Annotated in this window: 30 protein-coding genes; 17 read left to right on the forward strand and 13 right to left on the reverse strand. The window is 72.5% G+C overall.

Annotation, left to right across the window (positions count from 1 at the left end; genetic code table 11):
* Positions 1-425: 425 nt before the first annotated feature.
* Positions 426-1,499 (forward strand): serine hydrolase domain-containing protein, encoded by a 1,074-nt coding sequence (locus ACFVX9_RS06165; RefSeq protein ID WP_387980707.1) that lies wholly within the window; start codon positions 426-428, stop codon positions 1,497-1,499.
* A 91-nt stretch (positions 1,500-1,590) separates the two neighbouring features.
* On the opposite strand, the gene ACFVX9_RS06170 is transcribed toward ACFVX9_RS06165, so the two are convergent.
* The 4 genes from ACFVX9_RS06170 to ACFVX9_RS06185 form a co-directional block, all read right to left on the reverse strand.
* Positions 1,591-2,328, reverse strand: a complete 738-nt coding sequence (locus ACFVX9_RS06170; RefSeq protein ID WP_380368869.1) for an SDR family NAD(P)-dependent oxidoreductase — start codon at positions 2,326-2,328, stop codon at positions 1,591-1,593.
* Between the two features lie 96 nt (positions 2,329-2,424).
* Positions 2,425-2,856, reverse strand: a complete 432-nt coding sequence (locus ACFVX9_RS06175; protein WP_380423767.1) for an Rrf2 family transcriptional regulator — start codon at positions 2,854-2,856, stop codon at positions 2,425-2,427.
* Between the two features lie 112 nt (positions 2,857-2,968).
* Complete coding sequence (locus ACFVX9_RS06180; RefSeq protein ID WP_387980656.1) at positions 2,969-3,133, reverse strand: hypothetical protein; 165 nt, start codon at positions 3,131-3,133, stop codon at positions 2,969-2,971.
* On the reverse strand, positions 3,123-3,584 hold the full coding sequence (locus ACFVX9_RS06185) for an ATP-binding protein (RefSeq protein ID WP_387980658.1): 462 nt from the start codon (positions 3,582-3,584) through the stop codon (positions 3,123-3,125). The genes ACFVX9_RS06180 and ACFVX9_RS06185 overlap by 11 nt, the downstream gene beginning before the upstream one ends.
* Positions 3,585-3,703: 119 nt before the next feature.
* Here ACFVX9_RS06185 and ACFVX9_RS06190 point away from each other — a divergent pair, with 119 nt between their 5' ends.
* From ACFVX9_RS06190 to ACFVX9_RS06200, 3 genes are all read left to right on the forward strand, one after another.
* Entirely contained in the window at positions 3,704-4,585 is an 882-nt protein-coding gene (locus ACFVX9_RS06190; RefSeq protein ID WP_387980660.1) for a Scr1 family TA system antitoxin-like transcriptional regulator, read from the forward strand.
* Positions 4,582-4,770, forward strand: coding sequence for a DUF397 domain-containing protein (locus ACFVX9_RS06195; protein WP_387980662.1), 189 nt, complete (start codon positions 4,582-4,584; stop codon positions 4,768-4,770). Before ACFVX9_RS06190 ends, ACFVX9_RS06195 begins: the two co-directional genes overlap by 4 nt.
* Before the next feature lie 92 nt (positions 4,771-4,862).
* Positions 4,863-5,159 carry a DUF397 domain-containing protein gene (locus ACFVX9_RS06200; RefSeq protein ID WP_387980664.1) on the forward strand — a complete coding sequence of 99 codons (297 nt, stop codon included), beginning with the start codon at positions 4,863-4,865 and terminating at the stop codon, positions 5,157-5,159.
* 15 nt (positions 5,160-5,174) lie between these two features.
* Here the strand turns inward: ACFVX9_RS06200 and ACFVX9_RS06205 are convergent, their stop codons facing one another.
* Both ACFVX9_RS06205 and ACFVX9_RS06210 read right to left on the reverse strand, forming a co-directional pair.
* Complete coding sequence (locus tag ACFVX9_RS06205; RefSeq protein ID WP_387980666.1) at positions 5,175-5,651, reverse strand: nuclear transport factor 2 family protein; 477 nt, start codon at positions 5,649-5,651, stop codon at positions 5,175-5,177.
* A gap of 14 nt (positions 5,652-5,665) precedes the next feature.
* Positions 5,666-6,403 (reverse strand): SDR family oxidoreductase, encoded by a 738-nt coding sequence (locus ACFVX9_RS06210; protein ID WP_387980668.1) that lies wholly within the window; start codon positions 6,401-6,403, stop codon positions 5,666-5,668.
* 125 nt (positions 6,404-6,528) lie between these two features.
* Here ACFVX9_RS06210 and ACFVX9_RS06215 point away from each other — a divergent pair, with 125 nt between their 5' ends.
* Both ACFVX9_RS06215 and ACFVX9_RS06220 read left to right on the forward strand, forming a co-directional pair.
* Positions 6,529-7,356: a helix-turn-helix transcriptional regulator gene (locus ACFVX9_RS06215; protein ID WP_387980670.1), complete on the forward strand. Its 828-nt coding sequence runs from the start codon at positions 6,529-6,531 to the stop codon at positions 7,354-7,356.
* A gap of 46 nt (positions 7,357-7,402) precedes the next feature.
* Entirely contained in the window at positions 7,403-7,591 is a 189-nt protein-coding gene (locus ACFVX9_RS06220; protein ID WP_387980672.1) for a DUF397 domain-containing protein, read from the forward strand.
* Positions 7,592-7,618: 27 nt separating this feature from the next.
* Here the strand turns inward: ACFVX9_RS06220 and ACFVX9_RS06225 are convergent, their stop codons facing one another.
* Both ACFVX9_RS06225 and ACFVX9_RS06230 read right to left on the reverse strand, forming a co-directional pair.
* Positions 7,619-8,122 (reverse strand): DUF3592 domain-containing protein, encoded by a 504-nt coding sequence (locus tag ACFVX9_RS06225; RefSeq protein WP_380368843.1) that lies wholly within the window; start codon positions 8,120-8,122, stop codon positions 7,619-7,621.
* Positions 8,123-8,241: 119 nt separating this feature from the next.
* Positions 8,242-9,789 (reverse strand): MFS transporter, encoded by a 1,548-nt coding sequence (locus tag ACFVX9_RS06230; protein WP_387980675.1) that lies wholly within the window; start codon positions 9,787-9,789, stop codon positions 8,242-8,244.
* An 895-nt stretch (positions 9,790-10,684) separates the two neighbouring features.
* On the opposite strand from ACFVX9_RS06230, the gene ACFVX9_RS06235 reads away from it, so the two are divergent.
* The 5 genes from ACFVX9_RS06235 (at position 10,685) to ACFVX9_RS06255 (ending at position 14,592) form a co-directional block, all read left to right on the forward strand.
* Positions 10,685-11,071 (forward strand): nuclear transport factor 2 family protein, encoded by a 387-nt coding sequence (locus ACFVX9_RS06235; RefSeq protein ID WP_380368838.1) that lies wholly within the window; start codon positions 10,685-10,687, stop codon positions 11,069-11,071.
* Positions 11,072-11,153: 82 nt separating this feature from the next.
* Positions 11,154-11,591, forward strand: coding sequence for a GNAT family N-acetyltransferase (locus ACFVX9_RS06240; protein WP_387980677.1), 438 nt, complete (start codon positions 11,154-11,156; stop codon positions 11,589-11,591).
* A 106-nt stretch (positions 11,592-11,697) separates the two neighbouring features.
* Positions 11,698-12,285, forward strand: coding sequence for a TetR/AcrR family transcriptional regulator (locus ACFVX9_RS06245; protein WP_380368832.1), 588 nt, complete (start codon positions 11,698-11,700; stop codon positions 12,283-12,285).
* Between the two features lie 29 nt (positions 12,286-12,314).
* Positions 12,315-13,463, forward strand: a complete 1,149-nt coding sequence (locus tag ACFVX9_RS06250) for an epoxide hydrolase family protein (protein WP_380478321.1) — start codon at positions 12,315-12,317, stop codon at positions 13,461-13,463.
* Positions 13,464-13,812: 349 nt separating this feature from the next.
* The gene (locus ACFVX9_RS06255; RefSeq protein ID WP_387980680.1) at positions 13,813-14,592 is read left to right on the forward strand and encodes a VOC family protein; all 780 of its coding nucleotides are present in this window, start codon (positions 13,813-13,815) and stop codon (positions 14,590-14,592) included.
* A gap of 116 nt (positions 14,593-14,708) precedes the next feature.
* On the opposite strand, the gene ACFVX9_RS06260 is transcribed toward ACFVX9_RS06255, so the two are convergent.
* Complete coding sequence (locus ACFVX9_RS06260) at positions 14,709-16,442, reverse strand: 2-isopropylmalate synthase (RefSeq protein ID WP_387980682.1); 1,734 nt, start codon at positions 16,440-16,442, stop codon at positions 14,709-14,711.
* Positions 16,443-16,623: 181 nt separating this feature from the next.
* Between ACFVX9_RS06260 and ACFVX9_RS06265 the strand changes: the two genes are divergently transcribed.
* From ACFVX9_RS06265 to ACFVX9_RS06290, 6 genes are all read left to right on the forward strand, one after another.
* Positions 16,624-17,316 carry a FadR/GntR family transcriptional regulator gene (locus ACFVX9_RS06265; protein WP_387980684.1) on the forward strand — a complete coding sequence of 231 codons (693 nt, stop codon included), beginning with the start codon at positions 16,624-16,626 and terminating at the stop codon, positions 17,314-17,316.
* A gap of 229 nt (positions 17,317-17,545) precedes the next feature.
* Positions 17,546-20,686 (forward strand): nitrate- and nitrite sensing domain-containing protein, encoded by a 3,141-nt coding sequence (locus ACFVX9_RS06270; protein ID WP_387980686.1) that lies wholly within the window; start codon positions 17,546-17,548, stop codon positions 20,684-20,686.
* A complete protein-coding gene (locus tag ACFVX9_RS06275) occupies positions 20,683-21,138 on the forward strand; it encodes a roadblock/LC7 domain-containing protein (protein ID WP_063349794.1) in 456 nt (151 codons plus the stop codon). Before ACFVX9_RS06270 ends, ACFVX9_RS06275 begins: the two co-directional genes overlap by 4 nt.
* A gap of 5 nt (positions 21,139-21,143) precedes the next feature.
* Positions 21,144-21,626 (forward strand): DUF742 domain-containing protein, encoded by a 483-nt coding sequence (locus tag ACFVX9_RS06280; RefSeq protein WP_380478309.1) that lies wholly within the window; start codon positions 21,144-21,146, stop codon positions 21,624-21,626.
* Between the two features lie 3 nt (positions 21,627-21,629).
* A complete protein-coding gene (locus ACFVX9_RS06285; RefSeq protein WP_363366746.1) occupies positions 21,630-22,232 on the forward strand; it encodes an ATP/GTP-binding protein in 603 nt (200 codons plus the stop codon).
* A 39-nt stretch (positions 22,233-22,271) separates the two neighbouring features.
* Positions 22,272-23,405 (forward strand): FAD-dependent monooxygenase, encoded by a 1,134-nt coding sequence (locus ACFVX9_RS06290; RefSeq protein ID WP_380478307.1) that lies wholly within the window; start codon positions 22,272-22,274, stop codon positions 23,403-23,405.
* A 75-nt stretch (positions 23,406-23,480) separates the two neighbouring features.
* Here the strand turns inward: ACFVX9_RS06290 and ACFVX9_RS06295 are convergent, their stop codons facing one another.
* From ACFVX9_RS06295 to ACFVX9_RS06310, 4 genes are all read right to left on the reverse strand, one after another.
* The gene (locus tag ACFVX9_RS06295) at positions 23,481-24,242 is read right to left on the reverse strand and encodes a serine hydrolase (RefSeq protein ID WP_387980689.1); all 762 of its coding nucleotides are present in this window, start codon (positions 24,240-24,242) and stop codon (positions 23,481-23,483) included.
* 59 nt (positions 24,243-24,301) lie between these two features.
* Complete coding sequence (locus tag ACFVX9_RS06300) at positions 24,302-24,361, reverse strand: hypothetical protein (protein WP_380369111.1); 60 nt, start codon at positions 24,359-24,361, stop codon at positions 24,302-24,304.
* The gene (locus ACFVX9_RS06305; protein ID WP_387980691.1) at positions 24,358-24,957 is read right to left on the reverse strand and encodes a hypothetical protein; all 600 of its coding nucleotides are present in this window, start codon (positions 24,955-24,957) and stop codon (positions 24,358-24,360) included. The genes ACFVX9_RS06300 and ACFVX9_RS06305 overlap by 4 nt, the downstream gene beginning before the upstream one ends.
* A 207-nt stretch (positions 24,958-25,164) precedes the next feature.
* The coding region (locus tag ACFVX9_RS06310) for a hypothetical protein (RefSeq protein WP_387980693.1) at positions 25,165-26,543 on the reverse strand (1,379 nt) is incomplete at its 5' end.

Here is a 26,543-nt window from a genome sequence, read left to right on the forward strand (position 1 = left end):
ACGGCCATTCACCGAGTCTTCCCGCACCCACCGGGGCCACCCCCTCCCCCCACCCACCCCAGAGGCTCCGCCCCCCCCCCGTGGTGGCCCGGCCCCGCGTCGGTGCGCGGGGCGATCGGCGTGGGATCGGCGTGCGGGGCGGTCGGTGCGCATCGCGGAAACGTGGGAGAAAGTGCTCCCCCGGTCGAGGGAGGTCATCGGCGGGCCGCCCGAGCAGACTGGCGATCACAGCCGGGGAGGACTTCCCGGCCTCCCCTTGATTGCACCGGAGTTGACTCGTGCGTGAGCAGATGTGGCAGCCGCTTTCCTCCCGACCTTCCTCCTGGCGTTCGTCCCGGCTTTCCTCCGGGCTTTCCTCCCGGCGCCCGCAGGCCGGTCGGCGCGGGGTCGTCGTGGCGGCGGCGGCCGCGGTGGCCGTCGGCGTCATGACCGCGGGCACCGCCCTGGCGCCGTCCACGGCCGCCGCCGCCCCCCGCCCGGACACCGTCCAGCAGGGGCTGAACGCGCTGGTCCGTGACGACGGCCTGCCCGCCGCGCTGGCCAGCGTCCAGGGCCGTGACGGCCGCACCCGCACCTACACCGCGGGGGTCGGCGACGTCACCACCCGCGCGAAGGTGCCGGTCGACGGCCAGGTGCGGATCGGCAGCAACACCAAGACGTTCACGGCGGTGGTCGTGCTGCAGCTGGTCGGCGAGGGGAAGATCGGCCTCGACGAGCCCGTCGAGACCTACCTCCCGGGCCTGGTCCGCGGCGACGGCATCGACGGGCGCCACATCACGGTCCGCCAGCTCCTCCAGCACACCAGCGGGCTCCCGGACTACGAGGGAGACCTCGACGAACCCTCCCTCCAGCACCGGTACTTCGAGCCGCGCGACCTGCTGGACATCGCCTTCCAGCACAAGGCCGACTTCGCCCCGGGGGCGAGCTTCAAGTACAGCAGCACCAACTACGTGCTCGCCGGCCTGGTCGTCCAGAAGGTCACCGGCCGCCCCATCGCCGAGCAGATCGACCAGCGCATCATCAAGCCCCTCGGCCTGCGACACACCTACTACCCCGCCCAGGGCGACCGGACCATCCGCGAGGCCCACCCCCAGGGCTACCGCAAGGACGCGGCCGACGGGCACCTGATCGACTTCACCGAGCTGGACCCCTCCGCGGGCGGGGCGGCGGGCCAGATGATCTCCACCAACTCCGACGTCAACCAGTTCTTCACCGCCCTCCTCGGCGGCCGCCTCCTGCAACCGGCCCAGCTCGCCCAGATGCGCACCACCGTCCCCATCGGCGACAGCGGCGCCGCCTACGGCCTGGGGCTCATCAGCCGGCCGCTGTCCTGCGGCGGCGTCTACTGGGGCCACGGCGGCGACATCCCCGGCTACGAGACCCGGGGCGGGGCGACGGACGACGGCCGCGCCGTCAACATCGCGGTGACCACCGTCCCGCCGGACGCCGCCGGCTCGGAGCACGTCGAGAACGTCGTGGACACGGCCCTGTGTCGCTGACCGAAGTCCGGTGAGGGAGTGGGAAGTCGGCGGGTCCGACTTCCCACTCCGCTTTTCCACTCCGCTCAGGTTCTGTCCCGAGGTGAATCCCCTAGAGCTGGGTGACGCCGCCGTCGACGAGCAGTTCCGCGCCGGTGGTGAAGGAGCTCTGGTCCCCGGCCAGGTAGAGGGCGGTGGCGGCGACCTCCTCGGGTCGGCCGATGCGGCCGAGCGGGGTCGTGGCGACGGCCTGATCGACCTGGGGGTACGCCGCCCGCAGCTCGTCGGCCCCGGGGGTCGCGACCGGGCCCGGGGTGAGGGCGTTGACCCGGATGCCCCGACCGGCGAGTTCGGTGGCCCAGGTGCGGGCGAGGCTGCGGATCGCGGCCTTGGTGGCGGCGTAGACGCCCAGGCCCGGGACGCCGCGCAGGGCCGCGCTGGACGAGAGCAGGATCACCGAGGCGCCGGCCGACAGCAGCGGGAGGGCCTTCTGCACGGTGAAGACCGTGCCCTTGAGGTTCACGGAGGTGGTGTGGTCGTACTCCTCCTCGGTGATCTCGCCGAGCAGGCCGAAGTCCCCGAGGCCGGCGTTGGCCACGACGACGTCGAGCCGGCCGCTGCGTTCGGTGATCTCGGCGAAGAGCCGGTCGAGGTCGTCGAGCTTCGACACGTCGCCCCGGATGCCGACACCCCGGCTGCCGACCTGCTCGACGGCGGCCGCCAGCTCGGCTTCGCGGCGCCCGGTGAGGTACACGGTCGCCCCCTCGGCGGCGAAGCGGCGGGCGATGGCCAGGCCGATGCCGGTGGAGGCGCCGGTGACGAGGGCGGTCTTGTTGTCCAGCTGTCCCATGAGATTCTCCGAATCTTGACGTAACTATTCTTGTTACATTTTTGGGCACAAAAAGCGGCGCAGGAAGCGACGCAGGAAGCACTGCCACGGCCGAGGCTAGGCGGCCTTCAGCACGTCGCGCAGCACATCCTCCAGCGTGGTCCCCGCCAACTCCCGGCGGAGGGTGGCCTCGATCCCGCCGTAGACGGCGGCCATCACCGGAGCGATGCCGTGGCCCACGACGCACTCGGGGTCGGGCGTGGCGGGGTGCAGGGCGAAGATCGGTCCCGGCTCCACCGCCTCGTAGACGTCGAGCAGGGTGATCGCCGACAGGTCCCGCGACAGCGTCCAGCCGGCCCCGGCACCCCTTCGCGAGTCGACCAGGCCCGCCTTGCGCAGCTGGGCCAGCAGGCGGCGGATCACCACGGGATTGGTGTTGACGCTCGTCGCGATCTGCTCGGAGGTGGCAACCTCGTGGCCACGGCGCTGGTACAGCCCGATCCAGGTCAGGGCGTGTGCGGCGACGGTCAACCTACTGTTCGCGCTCATGCCGCCCATCACCCCTCTCCATGTCGTAACTGTAGTAGTTACATCGGCCGACGACAAGCCCCGACGGAGTCGAGTGGGAAGTCGGCGGGGCCGACTTCCCACTCCTCTTGCTTTACGGGGCGGTTGGGGTGGAGGTGGCGACGGGGCGGGGGTGGCGGTTCGGGTGGTGGTGGGCGGTGAGGGGGTGGATCCAGGCGAGAAGCGCGAGCAGGAGGACGAACGGGAGGAGGGTGCAGAGCGTCGCGCTGCCCGGACTATGGCGGGGTTCAGGACGCATCGGGGGCGGCGGAGAGGTCGAGTTCGGCCCAGACGGTCTTCGCGTTGGGGTGGCGGGGGATGGTGCCCCAGCGGTCGGCGAGGGCGTCGATGAGGGTGAGGCCGCGCCCGGACTGGGAGTTGGGGGCGAGGACGGCGGGCAGGGCGGGGAAGCGGTCGCCCCGGCAGTCCGAGATCTCGATGCGCAAGGTTGTGCCCCGGCGCACGGTGGTGGTGAGACAGAGGTGAAGCTCGAAGCCGCGCCCCGGAACGCGGCCATGGGTAGTCGCGTTAGCGGCGAGCTCCGCGACGATCAGGAGAGCCGAGTAGTACGGCTCGGTGTGGGACAAGTTCAGCCCCCAGGTGGTGAGTTGACGCCTGGTGATGCGCCGGCCGATGGCGGCGCCCTTGGGGGTGGCGGCGAGGGTGATGGTGTGGCGGCGGGGGCTGTCGAGGGGGATGTCGGTCGTCATGGAAAAAATCGTGACGGCGCGGACGTACGCTGACCATGCATCCGGGGAGTACGGAGAGTGCCTGTCCGGGTGCGGACAGCTTTTGTTCGTGTGGCCGAATCACTAACGGGGTGGTCGCGATGGGCGCAGGACGCAACATCGAGTCGGACGACGACGTTCGCACGGAACTGCAGGAGGACCTGAGCGAGGTGTCGGACTTCTTCCGCGCCATCGGGAAGCAGATCAAGCTCCTGCGGGAGCGGGCCGGGATGACGCAGAAGGAACTCGGCGAACGCGTCGGCTACGGAGAGCACTTGATCGGCGCGGTCGAGCGCGGAAAGCGCACCCCGCAGCCGGAGTTCCTGGTGGCGGCGGACAAAGTCCTCAACGCCGGCGGCCTGTTGGCCATCACGAAGGACGACGTGATGCGGGCGCGGGCCAAGGCGCGGCTGCGACACCCGGCCTGGTTCCGGGGCTACGCAACCCTGGAGGTCGACTCAATCGAGTCCCATGACTTCGCCACGCTCGACATCCCTGGGCTGCTCCAGACCGAAGAGCACGCCCGAGCTGTCTATGCGATGAGACAGCCCCCCTTGTCAGAAGAGGTGATCGAGATGCGGGTCGCCGCGCGAATGGCGCGCCAGGAGGTACTGACCCGGTGGCCCCGGGGGATGTTCAGCTGGGTGATCGACGAGAGCGTACTGCGCAGACCCCTGGGAGGGTGGGACGTGCATGCAGCCCAGCTCCGCCGACTCCTGGAGATCGGGCGGACCCGCGGCATGGTCATCCAGGTGCTGCCCCTGGACAGAGCCGAGCACGCCGGAATGGGCGGGCCGTTCATTCTGATCGCACCAAAGGGTCGGCCTCAGCACGCCTACATCGAGGTACAGACGAGCAGTAGGCTGATCGCCGACCCGGAGGAAGTCCGGATCATGAACGCGCGCTACAACATCCTCAGGGCGCAGGCCCTTGGTCCCGAGGAGTCCCTGGCCCTGATCGAGAAGATCCTGGGAGAACGATGAGCACCGAGCTGGCATGGTTCAAGAGCAGCTACAGCGGCAACGAGGGTGGCGCTTGCGTCGAGGTCGCCGAGACAACCGGCGTCATCCACGTGCGCGACTCCAAGGACAAGAGCGGCCCGCAGCTGGCCTTCGAGCCGGCCGCCTGGCAGGCGTTCGTGGCATTCGCCGCGACCGCCGAGGTCTGATCAACGTCCTCCCAACGGCCCACCGCCTACCGGGCGGCGGGCCGTTGGCGTACCGTCAAGCTGACCACGCCATCCCGGATTTAGGGGGAGCAGTGAGCAGCGAACTCATCTGGTTCAAGAGCAGCCACAGCAGCAACGAAGGCGGCGAGTGCATCGAGATCGCCTGGTTCAAGAGCAGCCACAGCAGCAACGAAGGCGGTGCTTGCGTCGAGGTCGCCTGGCACAAGAGCAGTCACAGCAGCAACGAGGGCGGCCAGTGCATCGAGGTCACTGAGACGACCGAGGCCGTCCTCGTCCGCGACTCCAAGGACGCCTCCGGCCCCCACCACACCTTCACCCCCGCCGCCTGGCAGGCGTTCGTCGCCTTCGCCGCCACCGCCGAGGCCTGATCAGCATAGTTCCGGTCACTCCGGTTCGAAGGCTCGCAGGGTGTCCTCGCCGTCGGTCCACAAGACCCCGAGCCGCTGCCGGGTCAAGAGCCATCCGTCCCCGTCACGGCGGAACTCCCAGTCGTAGGGACCGCCCATGGAGTAGGGGGCAGAGGTCCTCCCCGGAGCGGTGACGGCGACGAACCACATGTACCCGATGCCGGTCGCCCGGTCGCCCGCCACGTCCACGTGCATGTTGAGGATGTGGTGCTGGATGCTCGTGTAAGGCGACTCGGCCTCCTCCACCTTCGCGCGGATGGCCTCCCTTCCCTGGGTTCGCTGCCAGGGCCCGAACTCCAGCACGGCGTCTTCGGCCCAACAGGCGGACCAGGTCCGCCAGTCCTTGCGGTCCAGTGCCCGCCAGCCTCGGATCATGAGGGCGTGCAGGGCGTCCCGGTCCTCCAGGCCACGTACTCTGCGCGCCAGGTCGTCGAGCGCGGGGGTGTGCAGCATTCCGGTTCCTTCCGTCACTGGGCGCTCGCCGCAGGTCGAACGACGATCTCGTTCACGTCGACGTACGGCGGCTGGGAGATCGCGTAGGCGACGGCGTCCGCGATCGCGGAGGCCGGCAGGGCCACGGCGCGGTACGTCCGCATGGCCTCCCGGGCGGCCGGGTCCTCGATGCCGTCGGCGAGTTCGGACTCCGTGACGCCCGGCGAGACCAGCGTGACCCGGACGTCACCGGCGGACTCCTGACGCAGGCCCTCGGAGATCGCACGGACCGCGAACTTGGTGGCGCAGTACACGGCAGCGGTGGGAGAGACCTCGTACGCGCCGACGGAGGCGATGTTCACGATGTGCCCGCCACCTTGGGCGCGCATCACGGGCAGGGCGGCGGAGATACCGTGCAGGACACCCCGCAGGTTCACGTCGATCATGCGGTCCCACTCCTCCGTCCTGAGCGCCTCCAGCGGCGACAACGGCATCACCCCGGCGTTGTTGACCATCACGTCCACGCGGCCGTACCGCTCTTCGGCCGCTGCCACGAAGTCCCGCACGTCGGCGGCCTCGGTCACGTCCAGGCGCCGGGCCGCCGCCGTGCCGCCCGCGGCGGTGATCTCCGCGACGAGTCGGTCCAGGCGATCGGTGCGCCGTGCTCCCAGGAACAGGCGGTGGCCGTCGGCGGCGAGCCGGCGGGCGGTCGCCTCGCCGATCCCACTGCTGGCACCGGTGATCGCTACGACCTTGATCGTCTGGTCCGGCATGACTGCCCCTTGTCTCTCGGTAGGTCACCGAGTCTGGGCGAGGTGTTCCGGGCGGCCCAGGCCGTGTGCTGCCTGGGTGCGGTACACCCAGGCGGCACACCGGGCCCACGGCCTAGCCTGGGCACATGACCGACAACCAGCTGGGTGAGTTCCTGCGGGCGCGCCGTGCGGCCGTGCGACCGGACGAGGTCGGGATGCCGAGCCACGGCGTGCGCAGGGTCGCCGGGCTGCGCCGCGAAGAAGTCGCCGTGCTGGCAGGGGTGAACGCGGACTACTACACCCGGCTGGAACAGGGCCGTGAACGCCACCCGTCCGCGCAGGTGGTGGATGCGCTCAGCCGCGCGCTGCTGCTGGACACCGACGCCCAGGCGCACCTTCACCAACTGTCCGGAACCGCACCGTCCCAGCGGCCCGTCGCCGCCACCGACCAGGTCGCCCCCGCCCTGCGCGTCCTGCTGGACGGCTACCCCGGCACTCCGGCGTTCGTCATCAACCCGGTCCTGGACATCCTGGCCGCCAACGCCCTGGCCGAGGCCCTGTACTCCCCCTTCGAAGCGATGGACAACCTGGCCCGCATGGTCTTCCTCGACCCGGCAGGTCGGCCGTTCCACCCCCGATGGGAGCGGACGGCAGAGACGGTGGTGGGGCACCTGCGCCAGGCGTCCGGCGTCGACCCTGGCGGTCCGCGCCTACGGGCTCTCGTCGGCGAACTCAGCACGCGCAGCAAGGACTTCGCCCGGCTGTGGAACACCCACACCGTGCGCGGCAAGACCCGCGAACACAAGCACCTCCACCACCCGGACGTCGGCGGCATGACCCTCACCCACCACGCATTCGACGTGCGGGACGCCCCCGGCCAGCAGTTGATCATCTACCATGCCGAACACGGCAGCCCCAGCGCCGAGGCACTCAGCCTGCTCGGCTCCGTGCACGCCACACGCGTCGGTAGGTGATCACGCAGCAGGCGAGCCTGAGGAACGCTTCGCGCCAGGGGGAGCAGTGAGCAACGAACTCGTCTGGTTCAAGAGCAGCCACAGCAGCAACGAAGGCGGCCGGTGCATCGAGGTCACTGAGACGACCGAGGCCGTCCTCGTCCGCGACTCCAAGGACGCCTCCGGTCCCCACCACACCTTCACCCCCGCCGCCTGGCAGGCGTTCGTCGCCTTCGCCGCCACCGCCGAGGTCTGATCGACTTCCCCCTCAACGGCTCACCGCCTAAAGAGCGGTGGGCCGTCTGCGCGCCCGGGTGAGCCGGCGGTACGCGAGATGGACCGCGAGGCCCAGCAGGGTCATGACGACGGACGCGACCAGTGCGACCACATCGAGCACGTTCCGGCCCAGCGAGTTCCAGAAACCGATGCTCGAAGCAAGGGCGGCGGTGTCGGTGTGCCGGGGGTCGTACACCACCGTCACGGTGTCGTGGGCCTTGACGGTGTCGGTGACGTAGGCGAGTTGGGTCTCGACGGATGCCCCCTCGGACGTCGTGAACCGCACCCGGCAGTGGGCGTTGCCCGCCGGGTTGTCCTGCGGCGCGCTCACTTCGGTGCACTCGGTGACGACCGCCGACACGTGGACGCCGCGACTGCGGAGAGCCGACGTCACCCCCATGTCGTGCGGTATCAGGTAGACCAGGCTGAGGACGAACAGCAGGACCCCCAGGCCGATCATCGCGAGCGAACCGTTCCGCACGGTCCGGCCGTGGTCCGGCACCTTCTCCATCGGTCCCCCCGGTATCAGCCCAACTGCCCACCTGCGCTCACGCTAGCCGCACCCACCGACACCGATGACACCGACAGTACGTCGGAGCGCCGACCAGGAGCCCGAGGGCGTTCCGGGGCCTACCCGTCGTCCCGCGTTCGGGGTTCCCGGGCGAGGACGGGACGGGGCAACAGGTACGAGGCCGCGAGCGCCGCTGCGAGCAGTCCGGCCCCGGCCCACAGCGTGATCTGCAGGGTCGCGCTGTAGCCGGCCACCACGACGGTCCCTGCGTCCTGGTCGGCGGCGCCGGCGATCCGCCCGCCGAGTGCGCCGAAGAACACGGTGCCCAGGACCGCGACGCCCAGCGCGCCGCCGAGCTGCTGGACGGCGGTGATGGTCCCGGAGGCCGAGCCGCTCTCGTGCGGTTCGACGGCACCGAGCACGGTGTCGAAGAACGGTCCCATGACCAGGCCCGTGCCCAGGCCGGTGACGATCAGCGCCGGAGCGAGGTACCACGCCGTCATACCCGTACCGGCCGCGTTCAGGGTGACGGCGAGGGTGGCGACGCCCAGGGCCATGACCATGATTCCGGCCTGGATGACCCGGCGGCCGAACCGCTCGACGGCGCCGAACCGTTCGGCGACCTGGATCGCGGCGAAGCCGAGCACCATCCCCAGCGACCAGGGCAGGCTCGCCAGCCCCGCCCGCAGCGGTGTGAGACCGAGGCCGGACTGCAGGAACAAGCTGAGCACAAGCGAGAAGCCGGCCACCGCCGCGAAGAACACCGCACCGGTCACCAGACCCCCGGAGAAAGCCCGCTTGCGGAACAGGCCCGGCACCACGAGCGGATCGCCGCCCGCCCCGGCCAGTCGGGCCTCGTACCGGCCGAAGACCACGAACAGCCCGATCCCGGCCGCCATCGACACGAACGTCCAGGTGGGCCAGCCCAGTTCACGCCCCTGGACCAGTGGCAGCACCAGCAGCAACGCGGCCAGCGAGGCCAGCCCGGCGCCCGCCAGATCGAGCCGGGGGCGCTGCGTGGAGCGTGACTCCGGCAAGAACTTCCAGCCGCCCAGCAGGGCGAGCAGGCCGAGCGGCAGGTTGATCAGGAAGATCATGCGCCAGCCGGAGCCGAAGAGGTCGGCGTCGACCAGAGCGCCGGCCAGGACCGGGCCGCCCACCGTCGACAGGGCCATCACCGGGCCGAACAGACCGAACGCCCGGCCGATCTCCGGCCCGTCGAACATCTCCTTGATGATGCCCAGGCCTTGCGGGATCATCACCGCGCCGAACAGGCCCTGGAACCCGCGTGCGCCGATCAGCATCCCCGGTGACCAGGACACCGCGCAGAGCAGGGACGCGGCGGTGAAGCCGAGCGCGCCGATCAGGAACATCCGCTTGCGGCCCACGATGTCACCGAGGCGACCGCCGGTGATCAGGCCCACCGCCATCGCCAACGCGTACGCGGCTCCCAGCCACTGCACCGTGGCGGCGCCGCCGCCCAGGTCGGCCCGGATCGACGGTGCCGCGACATTGGCGATCAACGCGTCCAGCATGTCCATCGCCTCGGCGGCGAGCAACACCCACAGAGCGACCCAGCGCCACCGGTACGGTGCGCGGGCGACCTGATCCCGGGCGGCGGGAACGGGGGTGCGGACGGCGACGCCGTCCACGGGAAAGTCAGACACAGAGGTCCCTTTCTCAGAAAGATCACGAGAGAAAGAGACGCACCGGGCACTACCGGGAACCGGTGTGCTGAGAGCGCAAGCCCCGCCCGGACTAACCAATACCGGGAACCGTGTTTTCGCGCGTCACTACCGAACCACGGTAACAGACCGCGCCGGAGAGGAACCCGGCGCCAATGCGCTCGGCGCGTGGCCCCCACCGCGCCGGGTGCGACCGCCACGCGGGCCCCCTACCGCTGACGACGACGCGTCGGCGCCCCCTTGGAGAGCCGACTGCCGGACCCCCGACCCACCGGGCGAGCGGAGCCCGACTCCCCGCTGCCGCCGTTCTCGGTGTCCGCACCGCCGCCACCCCCGCCCGAACCCGACCCCGCGGCCCCACCTCCACCACCCCGTCCGACCCGAAGGTGGAGTCCTCGCCGCCGCCACCCCCTCCGGCACCCCCGCCACCACCGCCGCCCCAGGCCTGGACGAGGACCTCGGTCACCCCGGCGGGCACCGTGAAGTAGGAGGTGCCGGCCTCCGAGAACACCTGCTGCCCATGGGCGGCGGCGGCCGTCACGACGGTCCTCAGGTCCACCGGGGCTACCTGCTGCGGCGCGGAGGCGGGGGCAGCGCCGAGCAGGCCACCGGTCACGGGGAGCGCGAGGAGCGCGAGACGCCGCCGACGGGCGGGCCGCGAGGGTCGCGCACGAAGAGTATCCATGTGACCACCCTCCGGCATCATTCGCTTGCGCCGCAACCTGGGCGACGCCCCGCGCGGCATCCCGGACGGCGGCCACACCACCACCGCCGAGGACCCGTCACCCGGAAGGCGCGCCGGCCGCCCCTCTGGCAGCCCCAACCAGATCTGTCAAACAGCGCACACCTGTTGTGAGCGGACTGGTACGTTCCGCGCATGGACTTCAACGCCATTGCCAACTCGTTCGTGGGCCACTACTACACCACCTTCGACTCCGGCAGCCAGGGACGCGGGAACCTCTCCAGCCTCTACCGACCCGAGTCGATGCTCACGTGGGAAAGCCAGCAGTTCCAGGGGCAGCAGAACATCCTCGCGAAGCTGACGACGCCCGAACTGGCCGCCGTCAAGCACAAGGTGAACACCACCGACGCGCAGCCCGCCCCGGGCAACGGCGTACTGGTCACCGTCACGGGCGGCCTCGCCATCGACAACGCCTTCGACAAGCCGCTGCAATTCGCCGAGACGTTCAACCTGCAGCCGATCCCCGGCCAGCCCGGCGGCTTCTTCGTCTACAACCAGATCTTCCGCCTCATCTTCGCCTGAGCCGCCCAGGGTCCGGGGCTTCCCGTCGGCTTCCCGTTCGACAGGGTGAAGTCCCGGACCGGCGCCGCGACTTGGAGGAAGGGTGCACCTGCGCGAGCTGCGGCCGGCCGACGCCCACGCCGTCCGCCGGATCTACAGCGGCAGGTCGGTCGCCGACCTGTGGTTCGGCCAGATGACCGCCGCCCAGGCCCACGACTACGTACGCGAAGCCCGGGAGGCCGACGCGCAGCGGCCGCGCACCGCACGCGTCCTCGGCATCGACGTCCACGACGACCTGATCGGCATCGTCCGACTCCGCATCACCGGCCGCACGGGCAGCCTCAGCTACATCCTGCGCGAGGACGCCTGGGGCCACGGCTACGCCACCACAGCGGTGCGCCGGTTCCTCGCCCACCACCGCACCCCACGGGTCACCGCCGAGCACCGCGTCGGCAACCCCGCCTCGGGAAGGGTCCTGACGAAGACCGGCTTCGTCGTGACCACCGTGACCGACGAGATCGTCCACTACCAGCTGGGCTAGCGGCTGCCCTGCCACCTCCGACTCCCCGGGCCCGCGCCGGGCGTGACGCGGACCTTTGCCGTGTGTTTATATTGAACAATGGTTCAACCAAAAACCGGACACCCCCATGCCCCGCACGCCTGAGGCCTCGGCGGCCGTCCGCGAAGCGACCCGCGCCAAGATCCGGCGCGCCGCCGTCCTGCTCATGGCAGAACAGGGCTACCGCGCCACCACCCTGCGCCAAGTCGCCACCCGGGCCGGCGTCGCCGACGGACTGCCCTCCCGCTACTTCGGCAGCAAGGACGGCCTGCTGATCGACATCGCCGACGGCTGGCGCGAACGGACCCGCGCGGCGCTCGCCGCCCAGCCGGCCGACAGCCCCGCCGCCACCCTGCAACTCCTCGTCCGCTCCGCCCTGCTCGGCCTGGACGCAGCCCCCGAGGAGGTCGAGGAGAGCCGGGCCGTCTCCGCCCTGCTCGCCGACCCCGAAGCCCGCGCCGTCCTGGTCGCCGCAGGCGCCGACCTCGCCTCCGCCGACCTCCTCCAGGCCCTGGACGAATCCCTGGCGGCCTGCCGCGTCCCCGACCCCGCTGCCGCCCGCCTGCTCCTCCTCGCCGGCATCCGCGGCGGCCTCACCCTCGCCGCCGAGGACCCGGCCTTCCCACTGCGCGACCTGGAAGCGGCCCTGCTCGCCCACATCCTGCCGACGACCTGACCCCTCCCCGAGCTCTGAAAGGCCCCGCCATGACCGCCGAAACCGACATCCGCCCCTACCGCATCGCGATCGAACAGCACCAGCTCGACGACCTGCGCGACCGCCTCGCCCGCACCCGCTGGCCCGACTCGCTGCCCGGCACCGACTGGGACTACGGCGTCCCGCTCCACTACCTCCAGGACCTGGCCGAGTACTGGCGGACCGGCTACGACTGGCGCGAACACGAAGCCAGGCTCAACACCTTCCCGCAGTACACCACCACCATCGACGGCGCCAACGTGCACTTCCTGCACGTCCGTTCACCCGAACCCGACGCCACCCCGCTGATCATCACGCACGGCTGGCCCGGCTCGGTGGCCGAATTCCTGGACATCCTGGGCCCGCTCACCGACCCCCGTGCCCACGGCGGCGACCCGCGCGACGCCTTCCACGTGGTCGCGCCCTCCATCCCGGGGTACGGCTTCTCCGGTCCGACCCGCCAACTCGACTGGGACTACCGCCGCGTGGCGCGTGCCTGGGCCGAACTGATGGACCGCCTCGGCTACCCGCGCTACGGCGCCCAGGGCGGCGACTGGGGCTCCGGCATCTCCCGCGAACTCGGCCTCGCCGCCCCCGCCCGGGTCATCGGCGTGCACGTCAACACCTCCCCCACCTTCCCCACCGGCGACCCGGCCGTCCTCGACGCCCTCGACCGCGAACGGCTCGACACCTGGGCCCGCCACCAGGCCGAAACCTCCGGCTACACCGCCGTCCAGGCGACCCGCCCGCACACCGTCGGCTACGCGCTCACCGACTCCCCGGTCGGCCAACTCGCCTGGATCATCGAGAAGTTCCGCGAATGGACGGACTGCGACAGCGGCCTTCCCGAAGGCGCCGTACCCCGGGACCACCTCCTCACCAACGTGATGCTGTACTGGCTCACCGCCACCGCCGGCTCCTCCGCGCGGCTGTACAAGGAGTCGGCCCGCAACGGCTGGACCGAGGCCGCCCCCTCCACCGTCCCCACCGGCATGGCCGTCTTCCCCCACGACATCACCCTCCCGGTCCGCGCCTTCGCCGAACGCATCGACAACATCGTGCACTGGACCGAGTTCGACCACGGCGGCCACTTCGCCGCCCTGGAACAGCCCGACCTGCTGGTGGCCGACATCCGGACCTTCTTCCGCTCCCTGGCCTGACGCCGGCCGTGGTCGGCCAGATGTTCATCGACTCACCATCTCAGGCGCGAAGTAGCCACGCAGCCAAGCGATCTTCCCGACCCGGATGCGGAAGATCTGCCGCGGCGTCCGGAACACGACGGCCGCCATGGGCGATCGTCAGCTTCCTGCTGTCGATCTGACGGCACCCCATCGGCCAATGCCGGTTGGGGGCCGCCTCCCTTCAGAGTCGAACCCGCCCTGCCCGCTTCGACGGCGCTGACCGGCGCTGACCGGCGCCACCTGCCGGGTCGTGACAGCGTGTCGAGTGGCGGAGCGCGATCCGCGACGAGAGGGTGACCGACGCAGGACCTCACCTGAAGGAGCGAGAATGCCCGAAGTCACCACCCCGTACACGACCGGCACCCCGTGCTGGGTCGATCTGATGGCGCAGGACCAGCAGGCGGCACTGGACTTCTACCGCGACCTGTTCGGCTGGCAGGGGCAGGTCGGCCCGGCCGAGTTCGGCGGGTACGCGGTCTGTGAGCTGAACGGCAAGCCGTCCGCCGGGATCGGCCCGGCGATGGCCCCGGAGGGGATGCCCACCCCGCCGACCGTGTGGACCAGTTACCTGTCCACCACCGACGCCCAGGCCACCCAGGACGCGATCGTCGGCTCGGGCGGCACCCTGCTGGTCCCGGCGATGGACGTCGGCGAGCTCGGCAGGATGCTGATCGCCGCCGACCCGCAGGGCGCGGTGTTCGGCGTCTGGCAGCCGGGCGAGTTCTTCGGCGCCCGGGTCGTCAACGAGAGCGGCGCGCTGATCTGGAACGAGCTGCACACCAGCGACCTGCCCGGCGCCACCGCCTTCTACGGCGAGGCGTTCGGCATCGAGATCCAGCCGGCGCAGGGCGCAGAGCAGTACTGGGAGCTGCGGGTCGGCGGCCGGGCCGTCGGCGGTGTCTCGCTGCTCGCCAACGACCCGCCCGGCACGCCCGCGCACTGGCTGACGTACTTCGCGGTGGACGACGTCGACTCCACCGTGGACGCCCTCGTCAAGCACGGCGGCACCGTCCTCGCCCCGCCGTTCGACATGGTGGCGGGCCGGATGTCGGTGGTGGCCGACCCGCAGGGCGCGCCGTTCGCGGTGATCACACCGAAACCGATGTAGGTGGACGGCACGGCCCACCGCGCACGGTGTCGCGGTGGGCCGTCTCCGTCCGACTCCCGTCCGTACAACTCCCGCCCGTACGGGTCACTCCGGCGCGACGGCCGTCACCCCCGCCGTCACTCCCGCTGCGCGCGGCCGACGGCGCTGAGCACCGCCCGCACGCCTGCCGTGAGCACCGAGCCGTCCCGCCCGGCGCCCCAGACCACCTGTCCGCCGACCCCGCCGACCCGGGCCTCGACGTAGGCGACAGCGTCGCTACCAGCACCCGCACCCGCACCCGCACCCGCACCCGCACCGACGGCGTGCTCGCTGAAGTGCAGGATGTCGACCCGCAGCGCGTCCGCCACCGCGTCGAGCGGCCCGGCGCCCTCGCCGCGCCGGCCGCCCACCTCCGCCCAGTCGTCGCCGGCCTGCCACGGCCAGTCCGGCGCCGCGTCCAGGTACTCCGCGCGGAAGAGCCCGTACAGTTCCTCCGCCGTCACCTCCCGCCCGCTGTCGTCGGTGGCCTCCTGCACGACCCGGGAGAACTCGATCTGGAGCCGCCTCGGCAGTTCCAGCCCGTGCCCGGTCTGGAGCAGGTAGGCGATGCCGCCCTTGCCGGACTGGCTGTTGACCCGGATGACCGCCTCGTAGTCGCGGCCGAGGTCTGCCGGGTCGATCGGCAGGTACGGCACCGACCAGGGTGCCTCGCGCGCCGGGACGCCGGACTCGGCCGCCACCTTGGCGTGGTGGGCGAAGCCCTTCTTGATGGCGTCCTGGTGGGTGCCGGAGAAGGCGGTGTGCACCAGGTCCCCCACGTAGGGGTGGCGCTCGTGCACGGGCAGCCGGTTGCAGTACTCGACGGTGCGGCGGATCTCGTCGAGGTCGGAGAAGTCGAGCATCGGGTCGACGCCCTGGGTGTGCAGGTTGAGCGCCAGCGTCACCAGGTCGACGTTGCCCGTCCGCTCGCCGTTGCCGAACAGGCACCCCTCCACCCGCTGGGCGCCGGCCAGCACGGCCAGTTCGGCGCAGGCGACGCCCGTCCCCCGGTCGTTGTGCGGGTGGACGGAGAGGATCACCGACTCGCGGCGCTCCAGGTGCCGGTGCAGGTACTCGATCTGGTCGGCGTAGACGTTGGGGGTGGCGATCTCGACGGTGGCGGGCAGGTTGTGGACGACGGGCCGGTCGGGGCTGGCGTCCCACAGTTCGGTGAGGCCGTTGCAGACCTCCAGGACGTAGTCCGGTTCGGTCAGGTTGAACACCTCGGGCGAGAACTGGAAGCGCACCCCGGGCCGGCCGTCGGCCCGACGTGCCAGGTGGGTGGCGGCCTCGGTGATCAGGGCCCGCAGTTCGTGCCGGTCGCGCCCGAGGACAACCTCGCGCCAGAGCGGGGCGGTGGCGGTGTAGAGGTGGACGACGACGCGGGGCAGGCCTTCGACGGCCTCGAAGGTGCGGTCGATCAGGTCGGCGCGCGCCGCCGTGAAGACGACGATGGTGACGTCCTCGGGCACCGCGCCGGGCACGGTGGCCAGTTGCCGGACGAAGTCGAAGTCGGTGCGGCTGGCGGAGGGGTAGCCGACCTCGATCTCCTTGAAGCCCATGGCCAGGAGCAGGTCGAACATCCGCTGTTTGCGTGCCGGGTCCATGGGTTCGGCCAGTGCCTGGTTGCCGTCGCGCAGGTCGACGGGGACCCACAGCGGGGCGTGGCCGATCCGTCGGCCGGGCCAGCGCCGCATCAGTGCGGGGACGTGCACGCGCTCGTGGGCGGGCCGGTAGCGGTGGGAGGGCATGGCACCCGGGCGCTGCGGGTTCCAGGCGGGGGCGGTGACCGGGACGGGGCCGGCGGGGGTACGCAGGGTCGGGAATCGCATGATGAGTCCTTACGGAGGTACCGGTGGACCGGCAGGACGGCGCCCCGCAGCGGGGTGCCGGTCCGGTCACGCCCCGCTGCGGCCACCAAGAAGAAGGCCACCCAGAGGGAGACTCCACGGCTGCATGCCGGGTAGACTAACCACGAACCAAGTCCTCAGACAAGCTGACAGGTGAACGCGAATGTCCCCGCTCGGCCCCCTCCACCGCTCCCCCCTCGTCGACCAGGCCACCCGACGCCTGGAGGAGCAGATCACCGCAGGACACTGGCCGGTGGGCGGGAAGCTGCCGGGCGAGGTGACCCTGGCGAAGGAACTGGGCGTCGGGCGCTCGACCGTCCGGGAGGCGCTGCGCGCGCTGGCCGGCGCCGGGATGGTGCAGAGCCGACAGGGGTCGGGCGTGTTCGTGACGGCGGACCGGCCCGCCCTGGACTGGCCGACCCGGCTGCGCCGGGCGGAGCTGGCGCACGTCTACGAGGTGCGCACCATGGTCGAGGTGCAGGCGGCCCGGCTCGCGGCCGCGCGCCGCACGGAGGCGGACCTCACCGCCGTGGACGCGGCGCTGGCCACCCGGCTGGCGGCGGGCGGCGCGGACGACACGGCCTTCGTGGACGCCGACATCGCGCTGCACACCGCCGTGGTGGCGGCCGCGCACAATCCGGTGCTGGACGACCTGTTCGCCCAGTTCGCGCCCGTCCTGAGGGAGCACCTGGTGGCCCTGGTGGGGGTGCTGGGGCTGCGCAGCGGGGACCCGAACCACGGCTACGCGTCGCACGCGGACCTCGTCGGGGCGCTGCACCGGGGTGATCCCGAGGAGGCCGGGCAGGTGCTGGCGGCCGAGCTGGAGGCCACCCGGTCGCGCCTGCTGGCCGACTGAGCGGGGCGGGCGGGGCGGGTGGAGCGGCCGGGGGCGATATCCGGAGCGCGGGCACACAGTTTTCACACGGCGGCCACCCGGCCGCCCGCTCCGGCAGCCGACGCCTCGTCAACCCGCTCCGAACTGGGATGCTTCGAGCACGTACGATCAACCGTCAGATGACATTGTGTCCGGAGCGTGTGTGACCACGGTCCAGGCGGCGAACGCACTTTCACTCCAATCACACGGTATGACTAGTATCGCCTCGTCAAGCCCGTGCCCCGGACGGCCCGCCCCGCTCAGGCCGGCCGCCATCCCCAAGGAGACTGCTCTGCGCGCGCGTGCGAATCGGCGGCCCCCGACGCCGAAGGCCCCCCGCAGGCGTCCGCGCCTGTCACTGCGGACGGCGCTGCTCGTCCTCGCCGTCGTCCCCAGCATCGCCCTGGCCGCCCTGTGGGCGGTCACCAGCGGCGAGACCGTCTTCGCCTTCCAGCGCCAGGCCGCCCAGGGCCTGCTCGCCCAGAAGGCCGGCCAGCCGTCCAACATCGTCTACTACAGCCTCCAGGAAGAACGCCGGCTCAGCGCCGAGGCGCTCGCCCGGCCCGGCGGCAACACCGACCAGCTGCGCCGCCAGCGCCAGCAGACCGACGACGCGGTCCGCCAGTTCCAGGTCCTCTCCGGCGAGACCGCCGACAGCGCCCCCGAAGAGGTCCGCACCGCCGTCACCGAGGCCCGCCAGGCGATGGGCAAGCTCGCCGAACAGCGCGCCGCCGTCGACCACGGCTCGATCGACCAGCAGACCCTCTACACGTACTACACCGACCTGATCGCCGTCGACCTGCGGCTGTTCACCGCACTCAGCCACGTCGACACCGGCGAGGTCACCTGGATCTCCAAGACCCTGGTGAACGCCTTCTGGGCCAAGGAGATGCTCGCCCGCGAGGACGCCATCCTCGCCCGCGGCTGGCCCACCGGGCGGCTCACCGTCACCGACTACCAGCAGGTCCAGCAGTCCGTCGGGGCGCAGGAGCACCTCTTCGCCGTCCAGGTCCTCCCGTACATCCCGGACGGCGAGTCCGCCGCCTGGCACGACCTGATGAACAGCCCCGCCTGGCAGGCCAAGGCCGCCGTCGAGCAGTCGCTCACCAAGCCCACCGCGGCCGAGGCCAACGGCACCGTCAGACTCCCCGCCGCCCAGGACCAGTGGCGCCAGGCCCTCGACCAGCTCAACCCGCAGCTGGTCAAGGTCATCGAGACCCGCACCAGCGGCATCGTCGACGTCGGCAAGGGCACCATCCTCTCCCTCCTCACCACGGTCGTGCTGACCACCGTCGTCGGCCTGATCACCGTCGTCGCGGTGATCATCGCCTCCTGGCGGCTCAGCCGCTCGCTGCGCCGGCGCATCAAGGAGCTCCAGACCCAGGCCGAGGAGATGGAGCGCACCCTCCCCGAGGTCGTCGAACGCCTCGGCCGCGGCGAGCAGGTCGACGTCGAGGCCGACTCCCGCACCATCACCGCCGGCCCGCACGGCAACGGCACCGACGAGCTCGCCCGCCTCGGCCAGGCCCTCAACCTGGCCCGCGCCTCCGCCGTCGAGGCCGCCGTCAAGCAGGCCGAACAGCACCGCGGCTTCGAGCGGCTGCTCCAGCGCATCGCCCGCCGCACCCAGCTGCTGATCGGCCGCCAGCTGCGCAAGCTCGACGAGCTGGAGCGCAAGCACGAGGACCCGGAGGTCCTGGAGGGCCTGTTCGACCTCGACCACCTCACCGCCCGCCTGCGCCGCTACGAGGAGAACCTCGTCATCATGGCCGGCGGCCAGCCGCAGCGGCGCTGGCGCAAGCCCGTCCCGCTGCTGGACGTGCTGCGCGCCGCGCAGGGCGAGGTGCAGGACTACCGCCGGATCATGATCGACGTCGAGGGCCACCCGTGGCTGTCCGAGCGGGCCGTCGGCCCGGTCGCGCACGTGCTCGCCGAACTGATGGAGAACGCCACCACCTTCTCCAAGCCGCCCACCCCGGTCGAGGTCCGGGCCGCCATGGTCGGCCGCGGACTCGCCGTCGAGATCGAGGACCGCGGCCTCGGCATGGACCCCGAGCAGTACGACGCCGCCAACGAACTGATGAGCCGCCCGCCCCGCACCGACGTGCTCGCCCGGGCGGACGACGTCCGCCTCGGCTTCTACGTCATCGCCCGGCTGGCCGCGCACCACGGACTCAAGATCGAGTTCCGGCCGTCGGCCTTCGGCGGCACCCGGGTCGTCGTGCTCGTCCCCGACGAGCTCGTCATCGACGGCGACGCCGGACTGCCCGACGACGCCCCCGTCGAACCGATCCCGCTCGTGCGGCGCTCCCGCAAGGCGCTGCTCACCGCCTCCAACGAGGCCCCGGCGCCGACGCCGGCGGGGCCGCCGGTCGCGCCCGTGGACTCCTTCCCGCCGGGAGAGTCCTTCGCGCCGGCGGAGCCCCTCCCGCCCGTGGAGGCCTTCGCCGCGGCCGGCTCCTTCCCGCCGGTGGAGTCCTTCCCGCCGGTGGAGGCGTTCGGGCAGGTCGAGGCCTTCGGGCAGGTCCAGCACGTGGAGCAGCCCGGGTACGCCGAACCGCTCGGGTACGTCGAACCGGTCGGGCACGTCGAACCGCTCGGGCAGACCCAGCAGCTCCCGCAGACCCAGCAGTTCCCGCACGACCCGCTGACCGCCCCCGTCCAGGCCTTCGGCCACGTCGAGTACGTCCAGCCCGAGGCCGCGCCCACCGCCGAGCCCGCGCCGTTCCCCACCCCGTTCCCCACCCCGTATGCCGAGCAGCCGATCGAGCACAGCTCCCCGGCCCCCGACGCCCCGGCCGACCAGCGGCCCTCGCACGACGTGCCCGCCTACCCGGACATCGCCTACGCCCGGGTCACCGACGCCGAGGCCCCGTACGCCGACGAGCAGTACCGCCCGGCCGACCACTACCGGCTGGCCGAACGGCGTCAGCGCCGCGAGTACGCCTCCGCGGTGCCGCTCAGCCCCACCGAGACCGAGCAGCCCCCGCTGCCCCAGCGCGTCCGGCAGGCCAGCCTGGCCGCCGAACTGCGCGTCCCGCCGGCGCCCCGCCCGCAGTGGGCCGAGCCCGCCGCCGGGCCCCGCGCCGAACCCGCCGCCCAGGGCACCGAGCCCGCCGGCGGCCCCTTCCAGCGCCCGGCGAAGCGCTCCGGTGCGACGATCGGCGCCTTCCAGCGCCAGTCCCGTGCCGCCCGCGCCCAGGACAGCGGCGAGCACCCGCTGCCCGGGGCCGTGACCCCACCGGCTCCCCCCACCGCCCCCGCCGGCTCCCCGACGCCCGCGCCCGGCCCCTCCCCCTGGGCCCTGCCGGCCGCGGACCCCCGAACCACACGAACGGATGACCAGTCATGAACCGAACGATCGCCACCCACCAGGACCTGGACTGGCTGCTGGACGGACTCGTCGACTCGGTGCCCGGGACCAGGAACGCCGTCCTGCTCTCCGACGACGGCCTGGTCGTCAGCCACTCCCGCACCATCGAACGGGCCGACGCCGAGCGCCTCGCCGCCGTCGCCACCGGCCAGCAGAGCCTCGCCCGCGGCGTCGGCCAGCTCTTCGACGGCGGGGCCGTCCACCAGGTGATCGTCGAACTCGCCGAGTGCTGGCTGTTCATCATCGCCGCCGCCCAGGGCACCCACCTGGCCGTCGTCGCCTCCCAGGAGGTCGACGCCGAGGTCATGTCGGTCGCCATGCACACCCTGGTGCAGCAGGTCGGCCAGAAGATGACCACCCCGGTGCGGGCCGAGGCCGGCGCCGCCTCCCCCGCCGGCTTCGACGCCTTCGCCGCCCGGAACCGGAGCTGACACCGGTGGGCCCGTACGGAAACGGGAGCGGTAGCGGTAGCGGGAACGGGAACGGGCAGCGCGGCGGGGTCCCGCACTGGAGCGAACTGCCGGACGAGGACGCCGAGGAAGAGTCGGGCGCCATGGTGCGCCCGTACACCATCACCCGCGGCCGCACCGCCCCCGAGCGCGACGACCTCACCCTGATCACCGTGCTCACCACCGTCGAGGACGAGGCCGACCGGGCCCTGGCGCGGGGCAGCCGCGCCGGTGCCCGCGGCCTCCAGCCCGAGCACCGGATGATCCTCGACCACTGCCGGCGGCCCGCCGCCGTCGCCGAGGTGTCGGCCGGCCTGGACCTCCCGGTCTCGGTCACCAAGATCCTGCTGGGCGACCTGGTCGCCCAGGGCCTGCTGCGGGCCCGGGCACCGCTCTCGGTGGCCCGGGCCGCCGGAGGCGTGGACCTCGGCCTGCTCACGGCCGTTCGCGAAGGACTCCGGAGACTCTGAACCATGGCAACACCCCACCCCAGCAGTGCCGCCGACGCCGGCGTCGCCACCGCGCCGGCCGCCGTCAAGATCCTCATCGCGGGCGGCTTCGGCGTCGGCAAGACCACCCTCGTCGGCTCCGTCAGCGAGGTCACCCCGCTGCGCACCGAGGAGTACCTGACCCGGGCCAGCGTCGGCGTGGACGACCTGTCCGGCGTCGACCAGAAGGACACCACCACCGTCGCCCTCGACTTCGGCCGGATCACCGTCAGCCCGGACCTCGTCGTCTACCTGTTCGGCACCCCCGGGCAGGAACGCTTCTGGTTCATGTGGAACGACCTCGTCAACGGCGCCCTCGGCGGCATCGTCATCGCCGACACCCGCCGGCTCGACACCAGCTTCGCCTCCATCGACTTCTTCGAGAGCCGGGGCATCCCCTTCGTCGTCGCCATCAACTGCTTCCACAGCCACAACACCCGCACCCCCGACGAGATCCGGGCCGCCCTCGACCTGGACCCGCAGGTGCCGATGCTCCTCGGCGACGTCCGCGAACGCGCCTTCGGACGCGACCTGCTGCTCGCCCTGGTCGACCACCTGATGGACCTCTCCGCCGCCCCCGTCGGCTGAACGTCGGCTGAACCACCTCCCTTCCCCAGGAGCCACCCCATGACCTCACCCCTGCGCGTCCTCGTCCACGGCGGCGGCATCGGCGGGCTCACCCTCGCCACCGCCCTCGCCAAGCGCGGCCACCACGTCGACGTCGCCGAACTGCGCGACCAGCTGGAAGCCCTCGGCGTCGGCATCATCCAGCCCTCCAACGCCCTCCACGTGATGCGCGAGATCGGCGTCCTCGACGACTGCCTCGCCGCCGGCTTCGAATGGGAGGTGCTGACCATCTGCGACCCGACCGGCGCCACCCTCGCCAAGATCCCGCAGCCCCGGATGGGCGACGCCCCCTCCAACAACGGCATCCCCCGCCCCGCCCTCGCCCAGGTGCTCGCCACCGCCGCCACCCGGGCCGGCGCCACCCTGCGCTTCGGCACCACCATCGCCGACCTCGCCGAGGACGCCGACGGCATCGACGCCACCCTCACCGACGGGCACCGCGGCCGCTACGACCTCGTCGTCGGCTTCGACGGCATCGGCTCCCCGCTGCGCAAGCGCCTCTACGGGGAGAAGTACGCGCCCGAGTACACCGGCTTCGCCAACTGGCGCGTCACCCTGCCGCGGTCGCCCGAGGTCCAGGGCGTGGTGATGTCCACCGGCAACCTCAAGGCCAAGGCGCTGCTCACCCCGATCAGCGACGACCTCATGTACCTGGGCTCGGTGTTCGCCGAAGCCGAGGACTTCCGGCCCGACCCCGGGCACGCCCACGAGCAGCTCGCCGAACGCCTGGCCGGCTTCGGCGGCCCGATCGCCGAGGCCCTCACCCAGGTCACCGACCCGTCCGCCGTGGTCTACTCCCGGATCTCCCAGGTCAGCGTCGAGGAGCCCTGGCACGTCGGCCGGATCGCGCTCGCCGGCGACGCCGCCCACGCCTCCACCCCGCACCTCGCCCAGGGCGCCGCGATGGCCGTCGAGGACGCCCTCGTCCTCGCCCAGAGCCTGGACGCCGCCGAGACCGTGCCCGCCGCGCTCACCACCTGGGAGGAGCGCCGCCGACCCCGCGCCATGTGGGTCCAGGCGCTCTCCCGGGCCATCCTCAAGCAGGAGACCGGCACACCCACCGCCCCGGAGGAGGACGAACTCCTCAAGGTCGGCATCCCCGGCGCCGCCCACGTCCTCGTCCAGCCGTACTAAAGCCCCTGTCCGGCCTGCTGCACAGCCCCGTGCAGCAGGCCGGCGGCCGGGTCACGCGCCGGCTCACGCGTCGGCTCACGCGCCGGCGAGCTCGTGCCGCCGCTGCCACACCGCCGCCGAGACCCGGGCCAGCAGCCGGGCCGCCGGGTCCGTACGGTCCTCACCCGAGGCCAGCGGGCCGGTGTAGCAGACCGCGATCAGGTAGGGCGGGCAGTCCTGCGGGTGGACCAGGCCCACGCTGTGCCGGGCGCCTGGCACCCAGCCGTTCTTGAAGGCGATCCGGGTGTCCGGCGGCAGGCCCGCCGCCAGATCCACCCGGAACGCGTTGCGCTCCAGCAGCGCCAGCAACTCCGGCTCCCCGCCCAGGGAGTGCAGCAGCCGCACCAGGTCCCGCGCGCTCACCAGGTTGTGCACCCCGGCGTCACGGGCCGCGTAGTCCTCGATCCCGCGCGGGCTCGCGCTGCGCGTCGCCCCGGCCCGCCGCCACGCCTCGGCCACCACCGCCCGGTCGACCCGGGCCAGGCACAGGTTGGTGGCCAGGTTGGAGGAGTGCGTGATCATCCGCTCGGCGAGCAGCCGCAGCGGCACGTGCGTGCCCAGCAGCTCCCACGGCAGCGGATCGCTGTCCCAGTCGGGATCGTTGCCGAACTCCCCGCCCACCACGGACTCGAACCGGTTCACCACCGGCACCTCGGCATCGAGATCCACCCCGCCCCGGGCGAGCGCCGCCAACACCGCGACCTTCATCGTGCTCGCGGCATCATGCAGTTCGTCCGGCGCCCGCACGAACACCGGCTCCGCCTCGCCCGCCCAGGGGGCCACCACCACAGAGAGCATGGGCGCAGCCTAGGGCAGCCTTCGGTTGATCAGGAAGGACTGCCCACGGCTTCTCGGGGCTACTTCGCGCAGGTGCGGTCCTTGCCCGGGAGGTGGCCGGTGGCCAGGTAGGTGTTCACCGAGTCGTCGACGCAGGCGTTGCCGTAGACGCCGAAGCCGGCGTGCTGGAAGGCGCCGTCGAGCCGGTGGCCGAACCCGCGCTGGTGAACGCCTCCCGCAGGAAGGCGGCGAAGCCGGGCGACACCCGGGTGGGCTGCCCGTCGGCGGCCTTGGCCAGGACGGACAGCTGCTCGGCGAGGCCCGCCCGCGCCGGGTCGAGGTCGCTCGCGAGCCCGGCGAACAGCAGGGCGGGCACCTGGCTGCCGTCGAGCCGGAAGACGTCGGGGGCGGTGCCGACAGTGAGCGGCTCCCGCTCGGCCGCCGCGACGACGCGGTCGATCGTGGCGCGCACCTGCGCGCGGGTGTCGCCGAGGCCGTAGTCGGCGCAGCGCGCGGCCGCGCTCTCCAGGCCGCGGCCGACCTCGTCGTCGGGGCCCAGGACGCAGCTGCGCCAGTCGAGGCGCTGGTGGTGGTAGCGGTCGAGTCCGGCTGCGGCGCTCGCGGGGCCGTCGTCGCGCTCGGCGGCGGCGGCCGTGGCGGCGGGCGCCGTGGCGAGGCAGGCGGTCAGGGCGAGGCCCGCGGCCGCGACGCGGCGCAGGGCCTTGGGGGTGGTCATGCAGTCTCCTGGCGGTGATGGGTGCGGATGCGCAGGAAGTCGGTCAGGCCGACTTCCTGCGCGTCAGCCTTCCAGCGCACCCGGCACCGGATCATCGCCCTGGGACACGAACTGTCGGTACGTCAGAAGTACGTCGGGAGCAGTGGCCCCGCTGCCCGGCGTACCGCCCGAGCAGTAACCGGACCCCGAGCCCGGGGCGCGCCCGGGTCAGCTGCTCGGGCGCGGGGACGGCAGGGCCGCGGAGCCCGCCGCCAGGGGCCATTCGCGGTGGAACGGCGGCAGCGGGTACGTGCCCTCGATGACCGGGGTGCCGAAGACCTTGAGGTGGGCGAGCAGCGAGCCGGTCAGGTCGACGCCGCCGACCAGCGACCAACTCCCTTGGGCCTGCGGCGGGCTGCCGGAGGAGTCGGCGGTCAGCGAGCCCTCGACCTGGGCCCGCAGGTAGGGGGCGACGGTGGTCTGGACGCCGACGGTGTCGTAGAGGCCGACGGAGACCTCGGCGCCGAGCGCGGCCCGCACGCCGGCCTTGCCGGTGAGGCGCACCCGGATCGGGGAGACCTTGGTGTCGGCGTCGGTGGTCGGGGTCCAGCCCTTGCCGCCGGTGTAGTCGGCGTGGACGGCCCAGGTGCCGGTGGCCTCCTGTTCGGCCTCCAGGTGGACCTGGCCGTCGGCGCTGACCTCCAGGTAGCAGGTGAGCTTCAGGTTGACCACGACGGGCAGTCCGGCGACGGTGAGCACCGGACTGGCCTGCAACGTGGCGAAGGGCAGCCGGACGGGCGCGGCGCCCGTGCTGCGCGCGACGTCGCCGGTGACCTTCCACTGGGCGTGGGCGCCGAGGTCGAAGCCGATGGAGGCCGTGCGCGGGCTGCCGGCGGCGGCGCCGTGGTAGGCGAAGTGGACGGCCGGGTGCAGCTGGAGGGAGCCGGAGGCGTCCACGCTCGCGCCGTCGGGCAGCGGGACGGGGGCCTTGACGTCGACCTCCAGGGTGCCGGAGGCGTCGGCCTTCACGCCGCCGCCGTCCGCACCGACGACGGCCTTGAGGTCCTTGACCAGCGGGGTGACGGTGATGCCGTGCGGGTCGACGGGCACCCGGCCGTCGGCCTCGGTGCCGCCGAGGAGTTCGGCGAGGGTGGCGGGGCGGGTGGTCAGGTTGAGGCTGGTGCCCGCGCCGGGGCGGACGCCGGTGACGGCGACCAGCGCACCCTGGGGCGCGGCGGCGGTGGGCGGGCTGGCGATGAGCTGCCCGGGCTGGACGGCGGGGGCGGGGGTCGGCGTCGCGCCGGCGGTCGCGGTGGGCCCGGCGGCCGGTGGCGCCGAGAGGACGGCCGTGCCGCCCGCCGGGTCGTACGCGGTGAGCTGGAGGTTCTGCCCGGCGGGGGTGGCCGCGCCGCCGTCCTTGGCGGGGGCGGCGACGGCGGCCTGCCGGTCGCCGGCCGGGGCCGCGGTGACCGGCGCACCGGCGGCGCCGGCGGCATCGGTCGGCCGTGCGGTGGCGGCCGCGGTGGTCGGGGCGGCGGCGGCCCGGGCGCGAGGGGTGCCGGCGGCCGGGGCTGTCGGGGCCTGGGAGCCGGGGGGGGAAAGGGGAT

Source organism: Kitasatospora sp. NPDC058243, from assembly GCF_042882025.1.
Classification (GTDB): Bacteria; Actinomycetota; Actinomycetes; order Streptomycetales; family Streptomycetaceae; genus Kitasatospora.